This is a genomic window from Burkholderia sp. Bp9143 (assembly GCF_003853645.1).
In the GTDB taxonomy this organism is placed as follows: Bacteria; Pseudomonadota; Gammaproteobacteria; order Burkholderiales; family Burkholderiaceae; genus Burkholderia.
In genome coordinates, this window is record NZ_QTPO01000004.1 from 214783 (window position 1) to 230736 (window position 15954).

Below are 15954 nucleotides of genomic sequence, written 5' to 3' on the forward strand. Positions count from 1 at the left end.
TAACAGTCCGATGACCTGCGCGTTCGCCCACACCGTCGAATCCCGCTTTGCCGAACTGACGCCGACCGCAAAGCGCATCGCGAGCTACATGCTCGCGAACCTCGACCGGCTCGGGCTCGAGACGGCCGACCAGATCGCGCAGCAGGCCGGCACCAGCGGCATCTCGGTCGGACGCTTCCTGCGCAGCGTCGGCTACCGGAATCTCGACGACCTGAAACGCGAGTTGCGCGGCGGCAGCGACCGCCCGTGGATGATCACCGATCGCCTCGACGAATACCGCCGCACGACGGGCACGCACGCGACCGCCGGCGACAACAATCGCAGCGACGCCACGCCGGCATCGTCGCTCGATTGCGAGCTCGACGCGATCCGCCACGTCTACCGGCTCGCCGAAGAGCCGGTGTTCGCGCAGGTCGCGGACCGGATCGCGCATGCCGACGCCGTGTTCATCCTCGGCATCCAGTCGACCCGCGGCATCAGCAATGCGTTCAGCAGTTATCTCGAATACCTGCGCCCGCGCGTGTTCTATTCCGATGGCCAGTCGGGCTCGTACGTCGATTCGCTGAATTCCGAGTTCGAGCGGCCGTACTGCATCGTCACCGATACACGCGCCTATTCGCGCAGCGCGCGCCGCTATTGCCAGGCGGCCGCCGAGCGCGGCCAGCCGTTCGCGCTGGTCACCGATCTCTATTGCCCGTGGGCGCGCGAATGGCCGGCCGACCTGCTGCAGGTGAAGACCGACGTCGGCCAGTTCTGGGATTCGCTCGCGCCGCTCACCTGCCTGTTCAACCTGCTGATCACCGCCGTGGTCGACCGCCTCGGTCCCGCGATCGACCGGCGCGTCGCGCGCAACCGCGAACTGCAGCGCACGTTCGACCAATTCGAATCCTGAGCGAACCCGGACCGCCGATGAACCGTCACCGTCTCGTCGAAATCACGCCCGCCACGCATCGCGTCGAGATCGATCTCGTCTACGCGACCGAGCGCAACCTGACCGGCAAGCCGATCTACCGCCGCGCGCACTGCCTGCTGCTCGAGCCGGCCGAAGCCGCGCTGCGCCGCGCGGTCGACGTCGCCGCGCAGGCCGGCTTCACGCTGCGCATCTACGACGCATACCGGCCGCCGCAGGCGCAGCAGGTGCTGTGGGATTTCCTGCCCGATCCGAACTTCGTCGCCGATCTCGGCCGCGGCTCGAACCACAGCCGCGGCACCGCGCTCGACCTGACGCTCGTCGGCGCGAACGGCGAGCCGCTCGACATGGGCACAGGCTTCGACGAGATGGTGGCCGCGTCGGGCCACTTCCATGCAGGGCTGCCCGAGGCCGTGCAACGCAACCGGCTGCTGCTGCTCGGCGTGATGCGTGCGGCCGGCTTCGCGCATATCGACAGCGAGTGGTGGCACTACGAGCTACCCGGTTCGCGCGCGCTGCCGCAGATCGACAACGCGGCGAGCGGCCCGTGGCGCCTGATGTAACGACGATGCACGTTCCCTTCACCGTTCACGTTCAACGACTTCAACGACACATGGAGAAACGCACATGAAACCCATGATCTCCCGGCTCGTCGCGGCGCTGGCGGCCGCGTCCGTTCTCGCCGCCGTTCCGCTTTCCGCCGCACGCGCGGAAACGCCGAAGGACATGTTCGTGATGGCCACGCTGCTCGACGAATTCACGACGCTCGATCCCGGCGAGATCTACGAGCTGGTGCCGGAGGAATACGTCGCGAACACGTACGACCGGCTCGTGCGCGTCGACCTGCGCGATCCGTCGAAATTCAACGGCGACGTCGCGCAGTCGTGGACGGTGAGCCCCGACGGACTGACCTATACGTTCAAGCTGCGCCCGGGCCTCAAGTTCCACTCGGGCAACCCGTTGACGGCCGACGACGTCGCGTGGTCGATCCAGCGCGCGGTGCTGCTCGACAAGGGCCCGGCCGCCGTGCTGACGGGCATCGGCCTCACGAAGGCGAACGTCGTCGCGAACGTGAAGAAGCTCGACGACCAGACGGTGTCGATCACGACCGACCACAAGTACGCGCCGACCTTCGTGCTGAACGTGCTCGGCTCGTGGCCCGCGTCGGTGGTCGACCAGAAGCTGCTGCTGTCGCACCAGCAGGGCAACGACTTCGGCAACGCGTGGCTGAAGACCAACGAGGCCGGCTCCGGCGCGTACAAGCTGGTCAAGTGGGCGGCCGGCGACAGCATCGTGCTGCAGCGCTTCGACGGCTACCGGCTGCCGCTCGCGATGAAGCGCATCGTGCTGCGCCACGTGCCCGAAGCCGCGAGCCAGCGCCTGCTGCTGGAAAACGGCGACGTCGATGCCGCACGCGACCTGAGCCCCGACGATCTTGCGTCGGTCGTGAAATCCGGCAAGGCGAAGGTCGCGGCCTCGCCGCAGGCGACGCTGCTGTATCTCGGGCTGAACACGAAGAACCCGACGCTCGCGAAGCCCGACGTGCAGGAAGCGCTGAAATCGCTGGTCGACTATTCGGGCATCCAGGCCAACGTCGTGAAGACGACCTACAAGGTGCACCAGACCTTCCTGCCCGAAGGCTTCCTCGGCACGCTGAATGCGAACCCGTACAAGCTCGACGTCGCGAAGGCGAAGGCGCTGCTCGCGAAGGCCGGCGTGCCGAACGGCTTCTCGGTGACGATGGACGTGCGCAACGACTATCCGTACACGGAGATCGCGCAGGCCGTGCAGGCGAACTTCGCGCAGGCGGGCGTCAAGGTGCAGCTGATCCCCGGCGACAACAAGCAGACGCTCGCGAAATACCGTGCGCGCCAGCACGACATCTACATCGGCGAATGGTCGGCCGATTACATCGACCCGCACAGCAACGCGCAGGGTTATGCATGGAACCCCGACAACACCGACAAGTCAAGCTATAAAATGCTGGCCTGGCGCAACAGCTGGGACATTCCGCAACTGACGAAGGAAACCGACGTCGCGCTCGCCGAGCCGACCGCCGCGCAGCGCGCGCAACGGTATCAGGCGATGCAGAAGGAGATGCTCGCGCGCTCGCCATTCGTGATCATGTTCGAGAAAGTCGCACAGGTCGCGACGCGGCCCGGCGTGAGCGGGCTCGAAGTCGGGCCGATCAACGATCTCGTGTCGTACCGTAACCTGAAGAAGCAATAAGATTCGCCGCATGTCGACTCCCGCCTCCTCCCTCGAAGCACTGCGCACGCTGCCCGCGCGGCGCCCGGCCGTACGCTGGGCATTGCGCGTGCTGCGCTGGGCGCTCACGCTCGCCGTCACGTTCGCGGGGCTGCTCGCGCTGACGTTCGTGATCGGCCGCAAGGTGCCGATCGATCCCGTGCTCGCGATCCTCGGCGATCGCGCGTCGGCCGAGGCGTACGCGGCCGAGCGCATCGCGCTCGGCCTCGACAAACCGCTCGTCACGCAATTCCTGATCTACGCGCGCGACGTGCTGCACGGCAATCTCGGCATGTCGCTGCTGACGTCGAACCCGGTGCTCGACGACATCAAGCGCGTGTTCCCCGCCACGCTCGAACTCGCGACGATCGCGACGGTGATCGGCATCGCGATCGGCGTGCCGCTCGGCGTCGCGGCCGCGGTGAAGCACAACCGGCCGATCGACCACATCGCGCGCTTCGTCGGCCTGATCGGCAATTCGGTGCCGGTGTTCTGGCTCGGGCTGATGGGGCTGCTGCTGTTCTATGCACGGCTGCACTGGGTCGGCGGCCCCGGCCGGCTCGATCCCGTGTACGACGGGATGGTCGACCCGCACACAGGCAGCCTGCTGATCGATTCGGCGCTCGCGGGCGAGTGGGACGTGTTCCGCAACGCGGTGTCGCACATCGCGCTGCCGGCCGCGATCCTCGGCTACTACTCGGTCGCGTACCTGAGCCGGATGACGCGCTCGTTCATGCTCGACCAGTTGAGCCAGGAATACATCGTCACCGCGCGCGCGAAGGGCCTGTCCGAGCGCCGCGTGATCTGGCGGCATGCGTTCGGCAACATCGCGGTGCCGCTGCTGACCGTGATCGCGCTCACGTACAGCAACCTGCTCGAAGGTTCGGTGCTGACCGAGATCGTGTTCGCGTGGCCGGGGCTCGGCTCGTACCTGACGGGCGCGCTGCTGAACGCCGACATGAACGCGGTGCTCGGTGCGACGCTCGTGATCGGCGCGATGTTCATCACCGTCAACCTGCTGACCGACGCGCTGTATCGCGTGTTCGATCCGCGTGCGCGCTGAGGGCCGCTGCGACATGACCGCTTCCACCCTGCTTCATTACCCATCCATGCCGAAGGCCGTCCGATCATGAATGCCGAGCGTCTCACGCTGCGCGCGTGGCTGCTTTCCGATGCGCCCGCGTCGCGCGCGCAGGCCGCGTTCGGCCTCGCGTACCGCCGCTGGCGCCGCTTCGCCGCCAACCCGCTCAACCTGTTCGGGCTCGCGATCCTGGTCGCGCTGATCGTCGTCGCGATCGTCGGCCCGCTGATCATGCCGCACGATCCGCTGCGCCAGGTGCTGTCCGATCGCCTGCTTCCGCCCGGCTCGCCGTCGCACTGGCTCGGCACCGACCAGCTCGGCCGCGACATCCTCTCGCGGCTGATCGGCGGCTCACGCCTCACGCTCGGCATCGCGCTGCTCGTGGTCGTGATCGTCGTGCCGATCGGCCTCCTGATCGGCACGACGGCCGGCTATTGCGGCGGCTTCGTCGACAGCGTGCTGATGCGCATCACCGACATCGCGCTCGCGTTCCCGAAGATCGTGCTCGCGCTCGCGTTCGCGGCCGCGCTCGGGCCCGGCGTGATCAACGCGGTCGTCGCGATCTCGATCACCGCGTGGCCCGCCTATGCACGGCTCGCGCGCGCGGAGACGATCCGCATCGCGCAGGCCGACTACATCCATGCGGCGCGGCTGCAAGGCGCATCGGGCCCGCGGATCCTGCTGCGCTACATCGTGCCGCTGTGCATGTCGTCGGTGATCGTGCGCGCGACGCTCGACATGGCCGGCATCATCCTGACCGTCGCGGGCCTCGGCTTCCTCGGCCTCGGCGCGCAGCCGCCGAGCCCCGAATGGGGCTTCATGGTCGCGTCGGGTCGCAACGTGCTGCTCGACGCGTGGTGGGTCGCGACGCTGCCCGGCGCGGCGATCCTGCTCGTCAGCCTCGCGTTCAACCTGCTCGGCGACGGGCTGCGCGACGTCTTCGATCCGCGTCATGGAGCGTGACATGTCACTGAATTCCGTCAACGCCCCCACGCCGCTCTGCGAGATCGACGGCCTGAAGATCGGGTTTCGCGGCCACGACGGCGTCGTGTCCGACGCGGTGCGCGACCTGTCGCTGACGCTCGCGCCCGGCGAACGGCTCGGCATCGTCGGCGAATCGGGCTCCGGCAAATCGCTGACGGGCCGCGCGCTGCTCGGCCTGCTGCCGGAGGCCGCACGCTGGTCGGCCCGCACGATGCGCTTCGCGGGCCACGACCTGCTCGCGATGTCGGCGCGCGAACGCCGGCGCCTGTGCGGCAGCCAGATGGGGATGATCCTGCAGGATCCGAAATATTCGCTGAACCCGGTGATGACCGTCGCGAAGCAGATGGGCGAGGCATTCCGGCTGCACGAGCCGGGGCTGCGCGGCCGCGCGCTGCGCGAGCGGATCGTCGATGCGCTCGCGGCCGTGCAGATCCGCGATCCGGCGCGCGTCGCCGATGCGTATCCGCACGAGCTGTCGGGCGGCATGGGCCAGCGCGTGATGATCGCGATGATGGTGTCGACCGGCCCGCGCCTGCTGATCGCCGACGAGCCGACCTCCGCGCTCGACGTCGCGGTATCGATGCAGGTGCTCGCGGTGCTCGACGCGATGATCGCGCGGCACGGCACGGGGCTGATGTTCATCAGCCACGACCTGCCGCTCGTGATGTCGTTCTGCGATCGCGTCGCGGTGATGTATGCGGGCCGCGTCGTCGAAACCTGCGCCGCGCGCGACCTGCGCAATGCCACGCATCCGTACACGCGCGGGCTGCTCGCGGCGAATCCGCCGCTCGCGAACCCGCCCGACGAACTGCCGGTGCTGCGGCGCGATCCGGCGTGGCTCGACGCCGTATCGCCGACAGGCGCACCGATGGAACAACAGGAGTCCGCACGATGATCGACGTCGATCACGCCTCGATCCGTTTTCCGACCCGCACGGGTCATGTCGACGCCGTGCGCGATGCGAGCTTCGCGGTGCGCGACGGCGAAGTCTTCGGGCTCGTCGGCGAATCTGGCTCTGGCAAGTCGACGCTGCTGCGTGCACTGACCGGCCTCGTGCCGCTTGCGGGCGGCAGCCTGTCGATCGACGGCCGGCCAGTCGGCGGCACGCCTGATCGCGCATTCCGCCGCCAGGTACAGATGGTGTTCCAGGATCCGTACGCGTCGTTGCATCCGCGCTTCACGGTCGACCAGACGCTGCGCGAGCCGCTGGCGATCCACAGGATCGACGACGCCGACGCGCGCATCGCCCGCGCACTGTCCGAAGTCGGGCTCGGCCCGGCATTCCGCTTCCGCTACCCGCACCAGCTGTCCGGCGGCCAGCGCCAGCGTGTCGCGATCGCGCGCGCGCTGATCGTCGAGCCGCGCGTGCTGCTGCTCGACGAGCCAACCTCCGCGCTCGACGTGTCGGTGCAGGCCGAGATCCTGAACCTGCTGCGCCGCCTGCATCGCGAGCGCAACCTGACGATGATCCTCGTGAGCCACAACCTCGCGGTGATCGGCTTCCTGTGCCAGCGCATCGCGGTGATGCAGCATGGCGAGATCGTCGAGCAGCTGCGGATCGAGGACGTGCGCGCCGGACAGGTCGCACGCGACTACACGCGCACGCTGCTGCGCGCAACCGAAGGCTATCGCCGACTCGATCCGGCAATCGACGCGCCCGCGGCCTGACGCGCGGCGCGCAACGATATCGAGGCCGCGCGCTCGCGCGAGCCTTCCCGGCATGACGTGATTGCGCGGCACGGCGCACCGCACGTCCTCGCCCGCCACCCGCCCGTCATTTCAATTCCAGTCCGCTTCGAATAGCGCGACCGATACCGCCCGCCCCCGATCGATTTTCGATAATGGGGCCGGAGCGCACACCGTTCATCCGCCGCCCTCCTCGCCGCTGCCCGCCTGAATGCCGATCCCGGCAAAGAACCGATTTAGTACTTGTCCTATTAGAAACAAATACCACTTCGTACTCATCGCATTACAAATTCATTACGCGACATCCATAATTTCAACCGAAACGCGCCATTCGAATATTTAAACTCAATTCGCGCTTTCTAAAACCGACGTTTATCTGGAGATTTAAATATGAACATCATCAAGCGCAGCGCAATTCCCTTCCTGCTCGTCGCCGCGAGCGCAGCCGTTTCGTCCGCGGCCTACGCGGCGGACGGCTCCATCGACTTCTATGGCAACGTCATCGCGTCGACGTGCAGCGTCGACGGCGGATCGGATCTCAGCGTCCCGCTGCCGCCGGTCAGCACCACCGCGCTCACCGATGTCGGCTCCGTCGCCGGTCGCAGCGCGTTCTCGCTGGCGCTCACGGGCTGCACGGTCGGCGATGGCAATCCGGTGAAGGTCGGCGTCATGTTCGAGAACGGCACGAACGTCGATCAGTCGAGCGGGCGCTTGACGATCGACTCGGGCGCCAAGGCCGCCGAAGGCGTCCAGATCAACGTGCTGGATTCGCAGCAGAACCTGATTCCGGTCGGCGCGCAAACCGGCGCGAGCACCGAGCTGGTCGCCATCGATGACGAAGGCAAGGCGAAGCTGAACTACTTCGCCGAATACTACGCCTCGGGCGCCGTGAAGGCCGGCGACGTCCACTCGCGTGTCGAGTACTCGCTGATCTACCAGTAAGGACGAGACATGGAGGTCGCCGCCCCGGCGATCTCCACGCGTCACGCCGCGCGGCGCGGAAACCGCCGTATCCGCCCGCTCCCTGCCCCAACGATCCGAGTCCGAACGCCCATGAAACTGTTGAAGCTCTTCCGTACGCTGACCCTCGCCGTCGCCGCATTCGCGTCGCAGGCCGACGCGAGTGTCGTGATCGCCGGCACGCGCGTGATCTTCCCGTCCAGCGAGCGCGAAGTCACGATCCAGCTCACGAACGACAGCAAGCGTCCGGCGCTGGTGCAGGCCTGGCTCGACGATGGCGATGTCCGCGCGCTGCCCGAGAACATCGACGTGCCGTTCACGCTGACGCCGTCGATCTTCCGGATGGAAGCCGGCAACGGCCAGACGCTGCGTCTCGTGCATACCGGCGAGCCGCTTCCTGCCGACCGCGAATCGCTGTTCTGGCTGAACGTCCTCGAAGTACCGCCGAAGGCGTCCGCGGCAGAAGACCGCAACCGCATCCAGCTGGCGTTCCGTTCGCGCATCAAGATCATGTATCGCCCCGCCGGGCTGGCCGGCAATGTCGACGACGCGCCCACGCAGCTCGACTGGCGCGTGGTTCGCGTCGACGGCGGCTACGCGCTCGAGGCCAGCAATCCGACGCCATTCGTCGTCAATTTCGGCAACGTGCTGCTGAAGTCGGTCGGCCGCAAGCATGACGCCGGCATGGGTTACGTGCTGCCTCGAAGCACGCAACGGTTCCCGATCAAGGATCTCGCCGGCGCGCCCGCCGCGGGTGCAACCGTCGAATTCGGCAGCATCAACGACTGGGGGCGTGCGACCGACATCGAACGTCCGGTCAGCGTCGAACCGTAACGCGACCGACGCCCGCAGCACGCCTCCACGGCGCGCGCCGAGCGCGCCCCCTCTTTCGTCCTACGCCACGTCGGCCGTCCCGACCGGCCGGCACGGACACCCTTGGATGTGCCACTCACCGCCGCAGCGCAGCGCGTCCGCACGCCTGCGCCGGCGCAACGCGCCCGCTCGCCCCGAAACTTTCTGGAGTATTGCGCATGACCCCGACTCGACTGCCGCAACGCGGCGCGGCCGACGTGCCGCGCGTCAAGCCGATCCGCCTGCTGGTGGTGGCCTGCGTCGCCGCGTGGTCCGCCGATGGCCGCGCGACGACACCGGCTGCCGCCGAAGGCGCGCTCGCGCAAGTCGAGTTCGACGGCGCGTTCATGCAGAATCGCCTGGGCAGGGATTTCGACGTGTCGCGCTTCGCCCGGCGCAACGTGACGGCCCCCGGGGTGTATACCACCGACGTGCATGTCGGTCCCGACTGGATCGGCCGCTACGACGTGCGCTTCGTGGCCGCGCCGGATTCGGGCGACGCACGTCCGTGCTTCGACCGCACGCTGCTCGAGCGCGTCGGCGTCGATTTCGGCAAGCTCGCGCCGGACGTCGTCGCGCGACTGGACGGCGACGACGCATGCCTGCGGCTCGACGAAGTCGTGCCGGGCGCCATTGCGGCATTCGACTTCACGCGACAGACGCTGAGGCTGTCGATCCCGCAGGCGTCGCTCGCGCGCAAGGCACGCGGCTACGTGAGCCCCGATCAATGGACTTCCGGCGAGACCGTCGGCCTGCTCGGGTACAACTTCAACCTCTATACGTCGAAGGCCAGCGGCCACACCGCGCAAACGCAAGGCTATCTCGGCCTGAACGGCGGCGTGAACGTCGGCAACTGGCGCTTTCGCCACGAAGGCTCCTATTCATGGTCGTCGCGAGGCCAGAGCCGGTACCAGGGCCTCGCGACCTATCTGCAGCGCGACCTGCCGTCGCTGTCGTCGCAGCTCGTGATCGGCGAAAGCTACACGTCGGGCGAATTGTTCGATTCGACGCAATTCCGCGGCGTGCGCCTGTCGACCGACGACCGGATGCTGCCCGACTCGCTGCGCGGCTATGCGCCGGTGGTGCGCGGCATCGCGAACAGCAACGCGAAGGTTACGGTCCGCCAGAACGACGTCACGATCTACGAGACGACGGTCGCGCCCGGCAATTTCGAAATCGACGACCTGTACCCGACCGGATATGGCGGCGACCTGCAGGTGTCGGTCGAAGAGGCCGACGGCGCCGTGCACACGTTCTCGGTGCCCTACGCCGCCGTGCCGATGTCGCTGCGGCCGGGCATCGGCCGCTACAGCTTCGTCGCGGGCACGCTGCGCAATCCCCATGGCTCGAGCCAGCCGCTGTTCACGCAGGCCACCTACCAGCGCGGCCTGACCAACCTGCTGACGGGCTATGGCGGTGTCACGCTCGCCGGCGGCTACGTGTCGGCGATGCTGGGCGGCGCGTTCAATACGTCGTTCGGCGCGTTCGGCGCGGACGTCACGCATGCGCTGACCACGATCCCGGGCGCAAAGCGCTACAGCGGTTCGAGCGTGCGCGTCAGCTATGCGAAGGCGGTCGAAGCGACCGGCACCGACATCGCGCTCGCCGCGTATCGTTATTCGACGGACGGCTATTTCGGCCTCGACGACGCGATGCAGGCGCGCGATGCCGCGCGCGACGGCCGCTCGACCCATGCGCTCTGGCGGCAGCGGCATCGCGCGTCGCTGGCGCTGACGCAGCGCCTCGGCGCGACCGGCGGGCGCATCAATGCCACGGCATCCGCCGTCAACTACTGGAACCGCCCTGGCTCGGACGTCAACTACTCGGTCGGCTACACGAACCAGTTCCGCAACGTGTCATACAGCCTGACGGCCACGCGGCAGCGCAATGCCGGCGGCGACATGAGCACGCTCTATTACGCCAGCGTCACGATCCCGTTCGGCCGCGAGCGCCCGATGACCGTCTCGAGCAACGTGTCGCGCGATACGCTCGGCCGCACCCGCGTGCAGTCGACGCTGTCCGGATCGCTCGGCGAAGACCACGCGCTGTCGTACAGCGTCAGCGCGAACCACGCGTCCGGACCGAATTCGTCCACGGACGGCAGCGCCAACGTCATGTACCGCACGCGCCTGGCGGAAGTCAGCGCCAGCGCGGGTGCGAGCGCGGACTTCCAGCAGGGCTCGCTCGGCGTGCGCGGCGCGCTGGTCGCGCACCGCGGCGGCATCACGTTCTCGCAGCCGGTATCCGAGACGTTCGCGATCGTCGAGGCGCCGGGCGCGGCCGGCGCGCGCATCACGAACGCGGCCGGCGCCAAGGTCGACGGCAACGGCTATGCGGTCGTGCCGTACCTGACGCCATACAGCCTCAATACGATCGCGCTCGATCCGAAGGGCATCTCGATGGACGTCGAACTGAAGGAAACCAGCCGGCAGATCGCGCCGCGCGCCGGTGCCGTGCCGCTGATCCGGTTCGCGACCGACACCGGCCGCGCGGCACTGGTCCAGGCACGCCAGGCCGACGGCACGCCACTGCCGTTCGGCGCCGCCGTGCATGACGAGAACGACAAGGAAGTCGGCGTCGTCGGCCAGGCGAGCAAGATCTTCGCGCGCGGGCTCAACGACAACGGCTCGCTGATCGTGCGGTGGGGCGACGACTCCCGCTCGATCTGCCGCATCGCCTATGACCTGCCCGTCGCGGAACAGCGCCGGCAAGCGTCGGGCATCCAGACCGTGAAGAGTATTTGCCAGCCCGATTCGACGACCGCCGACACTCAGTAAGGAATCCCTATGTCCCACTTTCGCCAAGCGTCCGCGTTGACCCGAGCCACGATCCCGGCAGGCATGGTGCGCACGCGCGACGCGCGCGCCGGCATTGCCCGACGCGCATCCCGCATGGTCGCGGCCGCCGCGACGCTTCTCCTTGCATGCGCGGCATTCGCGACCGACGCGGCGGCCGCCGCCGCCCTCTATGCATTCGGGCAGGCAACCGTTTCCAGCCCCGGAAACGCCGCGCCGGGCACGGTCGTCGCGCGTCATTACTTCACACCGCAGGACGTTTGCGGCGCGAGCACGTGCCAGATTACGCGCATTCTGATGTACGCAAAGGGAAGCGTTTGGGGTGGCACAGACGGCCCCGACATCGAGACCAACGTATCCGGCCTGTCGACTCGGGTGGTGATCGACGGCAAGGTGGCCGTCTCGACGACGAAGGAAACATTGCGCAATACACTCGAGGTGCAGTTGTTTCGCGACAGCCGTCAGCCGCGGGACGGGTCGCTCAATGCGGGCGCCTTCAACGCGTATTACATCGTCAATTACAAATCGGGCATCCTCGGCGACTCGACGTCGGTCTACCTCAATGCAAAGGTCAGCTTCATCAACGGAACGTGCTCGATTCCCGACCAGACCGTCACGCTGCCGCCCGTGCAGCACCACGTGTTCAACGGCGTGGGTTCGACCGCCGGCGCGACGGATTTCCAGGTGCAGTTGAACAACTGCCCGGCCGGCTATAACCGGATCGGCTACCAGTTGGCCCCGCTGGACGACGTGGTCGCCGGCACGCCCGGCGGGATGCAGTTGCGCCCGGATGCCACGGCCACCGGCGTCGGCATCCAGATCGCCGACGCCGCGACCGGCCAGCCGCTGCCACTCGGAAAATCGCACACCGTGACGGGCTACAACCGGGCCACCGGCGGATCGTCGTCGATTCGGCTCCGCGCGTCCTACCTGCAAACGGGCGCGAAAGTCGGCGGCGGCTCGGTTCATGCCGCGGCGCAGGTCCTGCTCGACTATCAATGAATGAAGACGGCGCGCCCCCCTGCAGCAACCTGACATCAGCGCGACGCGGCGGCGTGCGATACTCGGCGCGCCGCACGCCGGTTCGCCGCCAAGGGGAACCCTGGCGCACCGCGCGAGTCCATTTCCTTTCGTCAACAGCTCAACAGCAATAGGGAGGCGTTCATGCTGCAATTCATCGAAACCCTGGTCGTCGGGCTCATCGTCGGCCTCCTCGCCCGCGCATTGAAGCCCGGCGACGACAAGATGGGCATCCTGATGACCGTCGTACTCGGCGTCGTCGGCTCGCTCGTCGCAGGCTACGTCGGCCGCGCGGCCGGCTGGTATGCACCGGGCCAGGGCGCGGGCTGGATCGCGTCGATCATCGGCGCGATCGTGCTGCTCGTGATCGTCGGCGCGGTGCGCAAGCGCGCGGGTTGATCCGCCGCCACACCGCTCCACGGCAAACGGCCGCTCGTCACACCGAGCGGCCGTTTTCTTTTGTGCACGGCCTTTCACCTGCGCACCGCATCATCGACTCGTCAATTCGTTGACTTCACAACGACATTCCGAACGACCGGTGCCCGACGACTGCATGTCCGTTGGACCTACCACACCGGCATTACCCTGACTTGCTATCTCGCAAATCCAGCCTAAATTGATTCTGGAAAGGCCGCGTTATTTTCTTATATCCAATATTTACGATTTTCCATTCAAGGGATTCGATGGATTTGCCGTTTACGCATACAGCACCGCAGCGTTGACGGACTGCCATTCGAGCGGCCTCGCTGCGATGCGCTTCCTCCCTGGAGCCTGTCATGAAGCATCGCCTGTTTGCCACCTCGTTTGCCCTGGCTGCCTCGCTTCTGGCCTCGTCCTCTTCCTTTGCCGCCGGCACGTCCGGCATCATCCACTTCACCGGCATGATCGTCGAGCCGCCGTGCTCGTTCGCGCTCGACACGGCCGACGCCGCACATGCGCGCGTGCGCCCCGACTGCCCGCGCCCGGCGAACGGGCAAGTCGCGTTCGTCGACGCGGCCAGCCTGCGCACGCTCAAGACCACGACCTTTACGCAGGCCTCGCGCGCAATCGTTTTACCTGACCGTCCGGGCAACGCACGTGCACCGATGATCGCCGTCGTGACGTATCAGTAAGGCCCGCCGCCGGCCTCGCGCGTCAGTCGCGATGGCTGGCGATCCAGTCGCTGAACGCGCGGATCTTCTGCTGGCTGCCGATGTTCTCGGGATAGACGAAGAAATAGCGGGCGCCGGTCTCGAGCACGATGTCGAACGGCCGTTCGAGCCGGCGCGCGCTGACGTCGTCGTCGACGAGCGTCACGTCGCCGATCGCGACGCCGAAGCCCTGCATCGCCGCGTTCGTCGCGAGATCGAGCGTGTCGAAGGTGGGCCCCCGCTCCGCGTCAACGGTGCGCTCGCCCGCATGATCGAGCCACGCGCGCCAATCACGATGGTCGCGCGTCGGATGCAGCAGCGTATGGCGCGCGAGATCGCCGACCGCATCGAGCGGCGCGGCCTGCCGCAGCTCGGGTGCGCATACCGGCGTCAATCGCTCGTCGAACAGCGGCACCGCGAATACGCCCGCGCCCGGCGACGTGCCGTAGACGATCGCCGCATCGAACGGCTCGGTCGAGAAATCGACGACGTGCTGCCACGCGGTCGTAATCTGCACATGGAGGTCGGGATGCTCGCCCTGGAAGCGCATGATGCGCGGCAGCATCCAGCGCATCACGCAGGTCGGCACCTTCAGCGCGAGGTCGGTGCGCTGCCGCGTGAGCTTCATCGAGATGTCCTCGATCCGCGCGAAGCTCTCGTTGACCACCGGCAGCAATTGCTCGCCTTCCGCCGTCAGCGTGAGGCCCTTCGCGTGCCGCTTGAACAACGGAAAACCGTAATGTGCCTCGAGCGTCTGGATCTGCCGGCTCACCGCGCCCTGCGTGAGGCACAGCTGCTCGGCCGCACGCGTGAAGCTGCGGTGGCGGGCCACCGTCGAGAAGATCTGCAGCGCGTGCAGGGGCGGAAGTCGGCGCATGACGAAGCGGGTAAACGGTTCGACCGCGCCGAACGACGGCGCGGCAAGAACGCGCGCCGACACCGGCGCGCGCTGATCGACACGATAAGCCAAACGCCGGCTTTGCGCGAGGTGCGCCGGACGCTCAGGCCGATGCGGCAAATGCGCTCGTCGCGATGCGCGCCGCCGACGCGACGACGTCCTCGCGTGCCGCCGCATCAGCGCGCGGCTGCGTGAACGAGACGGCCAGCACGATCGGCGCGCGCGACGGCGGCCACAGCACCGCAACGTCGGTCGTCGTGCCGTAGCCACCGGTGCCGGCTTTGTCCGCGATGCGCCAGCCGGGCGGCACGCCGGCCGCGATCCCGGTCGCGCCGCGCGCGCCGCCGGTCATCCATTCGGTGAGCTGCGCACGCTGCGGTTCGCGCAGCGTGTCGCCGAGCAGCAGCCGCTGCACCGTGTCGACCATCGCGACCGGCGTCGACGTATCGCGCTCGTCGCCGGGCGCGGCCTGGTTCAGCTCGGGTTCCCAGCGGTCCAGCCGGAACGCGGTGTCGCCGCTTTCGTGCGCGAACGACGTGACGGTCTGCGGGCCGCCGAGCACACCCATCAGCAGGTTCCCCGCACCCTTGTCGCCCGACTGCAGCATCGCCGCACACAGCTCCGCGATCGTCATCCCCGTGTCGACATGGCTTTCCGTCACCGGCGAGCCGGCCACGACTTCATAGCGGCGATACAGGATGCGGCGCGGCAGCAGCGAGGCGTCGAGCGAACCGCGCGCGAGTATCGCGGCGGCGGCGACGACCGCATAGGTACCGCACAGCGGGAAGCGCTCGCGCGCGTGATGCGCGATGCGCGTGCCGTTCGACGTATCGAGTGCGGCGACGCCGAGCCGGCCGTTCGACGCTTTTTCGAGCGCGGCGAGTTCGGCCTGGGCGGCACGGGCGCGCGCCTGGTCGGCGACGGGTGCCGACGAGCACGCGGCGACGAACGGCGCGGCGACGGCGGCGAGCAACAGCGAGCGGCGTGTCGGAGAGTGTTCCATGGATGAAGGCTGTTCTGTCGGAAACGGTGGCACGAGCAACGCACGCGCGCGTCGACGATGCGCGCGCGGTCACGCCGACGGCCGGCTCGCGACGGCATACGCCGCGCATCCCCGAAGACGTCCGTCGACCCCGCATGCGGCGGGACTCGCATGAACAGACCCTAGGGTCTGTTTACATATGGAACGCCCATGCGAATGCCCGAAATCGCGCGTAGGGCAAGAAGTGAGGAGCGCCGTTTGGCCGTGCCAAACAAGGGACGAGCGACGCCGCCATACGGGCGATTTCGGGCATTCCCGTGGAATGAATTTTAAATTTGGGGTTGCCACGAGAACGGCCGCTCGCCGCGTTGCGCTCCTTGCGAATACGTCAGTATTCGCAGCGTCGCGC

Annotated in this window: 15 protein-coding genes; 13 read left to right on the forward strand and 2 right to left on the reverse strand. The window is 67.6% G+C overall.

The window, feature by feature from the left end; all coding sequences use genetic code 11:
- Positions 1-10: 10 nt before the first annotated feature.
- From sapR to DIE23_RS04725, 13 genes are all read left to right on the forward strand, one after another.
- Positions 11-892 carry a sap1 transcriptional regulator SapR gene (gene sapR / locus DIE23_RS04665; protein WP_124611024.1) on the forward strand — a complete coding sequence of 294 codons (882 nt, stop codon included), beginning with the start codon at positions 11-13 and terminating at the stop codon, positions 890-892.
- Between the two features lie 17 nt (positions 893-909).
- Positions 910-1473 (forward strand): D-alanyl-D-alanine dipeptidase, encoded by a 564-nt coding sequence (ddpX, locus tag DIE23_RS04670; protein WP_124611025.1) that lies wholly within the window; start codon positions 910-912, stop codon positions 1471-1473.
- 64 nt (positions 1474-1537) lie between these two features.
- Positions 1538-3139 (forward strand): ABC transporter substrate-binding protein, encoded by a 1602-nt coding sequence (locus DIE23_RS04675; protein ID WP_124611026.1) that lies wholly within the window; start codon positions 1538-1540, stop codon positions 3137-3139.
- Positions 3140-3149: 10 nt separating this feature from the next.
- Positions 3150-4220 (forward strand): ABC transporter permease, encoded by a 1071-nt coding sequence (locus DIE23_RS04680; protein ID WP_124611027.1) that lies wholly within the window; start codon positions 3150-3152, stop codon positions 4218-4220.
- Positions 4221-4286: 66 nt separating this feature from the next.
- Complete coding sequence (gene nikC, locus DIE23_RS04685; protein ID WP_124611028.1) at positions 4287-5201, forward strand: nickel transporter permease; 915 nt, start codon at positions 4287-4289, stop codon at positions 5199-5201.
- A 1-nt stretch (position 5202) separates the two neighbouring features.
- Positions 5203-6117, forward strand: coding sequence for an ABC transporter ATP-binding protein (locus DIE23_RS04690; RefSeq protein WP_124611029.1), 915 nt, complete (start codon positions 5203-5205; stop codon positions 6115-6117).
- The gene (locus DIE23_RS04695) at positions 6114-6890 is read left to right on the forward strand and encodes an ABC transporter ATP-binding protein (RefSeq protein WP_124611030.1); all 777 of its coding nucleotides are present in this window, start codon (positions 6114-6116) and stop codon (positions 6888-6890) included. Before DIE23_RS04690 ends, DIE23_RS04695 begins: the two co-directional genes overlap by 4 nt.
- 408 nt (positions 6891-7298) lie before the next feature.
- Positions 7299-7850 (forward strand): fimbrial protein, encoded by a 552-nt coding sequence (locus DIE23_RS04700; RefSeq protein ID WP_124611031.1) that lies wholly within the window; start codon positions 7299-7301, stop codon positions 7848-7850.
- Positions 7851-7961: 111 nt separating this feature from the next.
- Positions 7962-8702, forward strand: coding sequence for a molecular chaperone (locus tag DIE23_RS04705; protein ID WP_124611032.1), 741 nt, complete (start codon positions 7962-7964; stop codon positions 8700-8702).
- 197 nt (positions 8703-8899) lie between these two features.
- Entirely contained in the window at positions 8900-11497 is a 2598-nt protein-coding gene (locus DIE23_RS04710; RefSeq protein ID WP_124611033.1) for a fimbria/pilus outer membrane usher protein, read from the forward strand.
- A gap of 9 nt (positions 11498-11506) precedes the next feature.
- Entirely contained in the window at positions 11507-12517 is a 1011-nt protein-coding gene (locus DIE23_RS04715) for a fimbrial protein (RefSeq protein ID WP_124611034.1), read from the forward strand.
- Between the two features lie 162 nt (positions 12518-12679).
- Positions 12680-12934, forward strand: coding sequence for a GlsB/YeaQ/YmgE family stress response membrane protein (locus DIE23_RS04720; protein WP_057924918.1), 255 nt, complete (start codon positions 12680-12682; stop codon positions 12932-12934).
- 377 nt (positions 12935-13311) lie between these two features.
- The gene (locus DIE23_RS04725) at positions 13312-13647 is read left to right on the forward strand and encodes a type 1 fimbrial protein (protein WP_124611035.1); all 336 of its coding nucleotides are present in this window, start codon (positions 13312-13314) and stop codon (positions 13645-13647) included.
- 22 nt (positions 13648-13669) lie between these two features.
- Here the strand turns inward: DIE23_RS04725 and DIE23_RS04730 are convergent, their stop codons facing one another.
- Together DIE23_RS04730 and bla are read right to left on the reverse strand one after the other, a co-directional pair.
- Positions 13670-14542, reverse strand: coding sequence for a LysR substrate-binding domain-containing protein (locus tag DIE23_RS04730; protein WP_124611049.1), 873 nt, complete (start codon positions 14540-14542; stop codon positions 13670-13672).
- Positions 14543-14666: 124 nt separating this feature from the next.
- Entirely contained in the window at positions 14667-15566 is a 900-nt protein-coding gene (gene bla / locus DIE23_RS04735; protein WP_124611036.1) for a class A beta-lactamase, read from the reverse strand.
- Between the last annotated feature and the right edge of the window lie 388 nt (positions 15567-15954).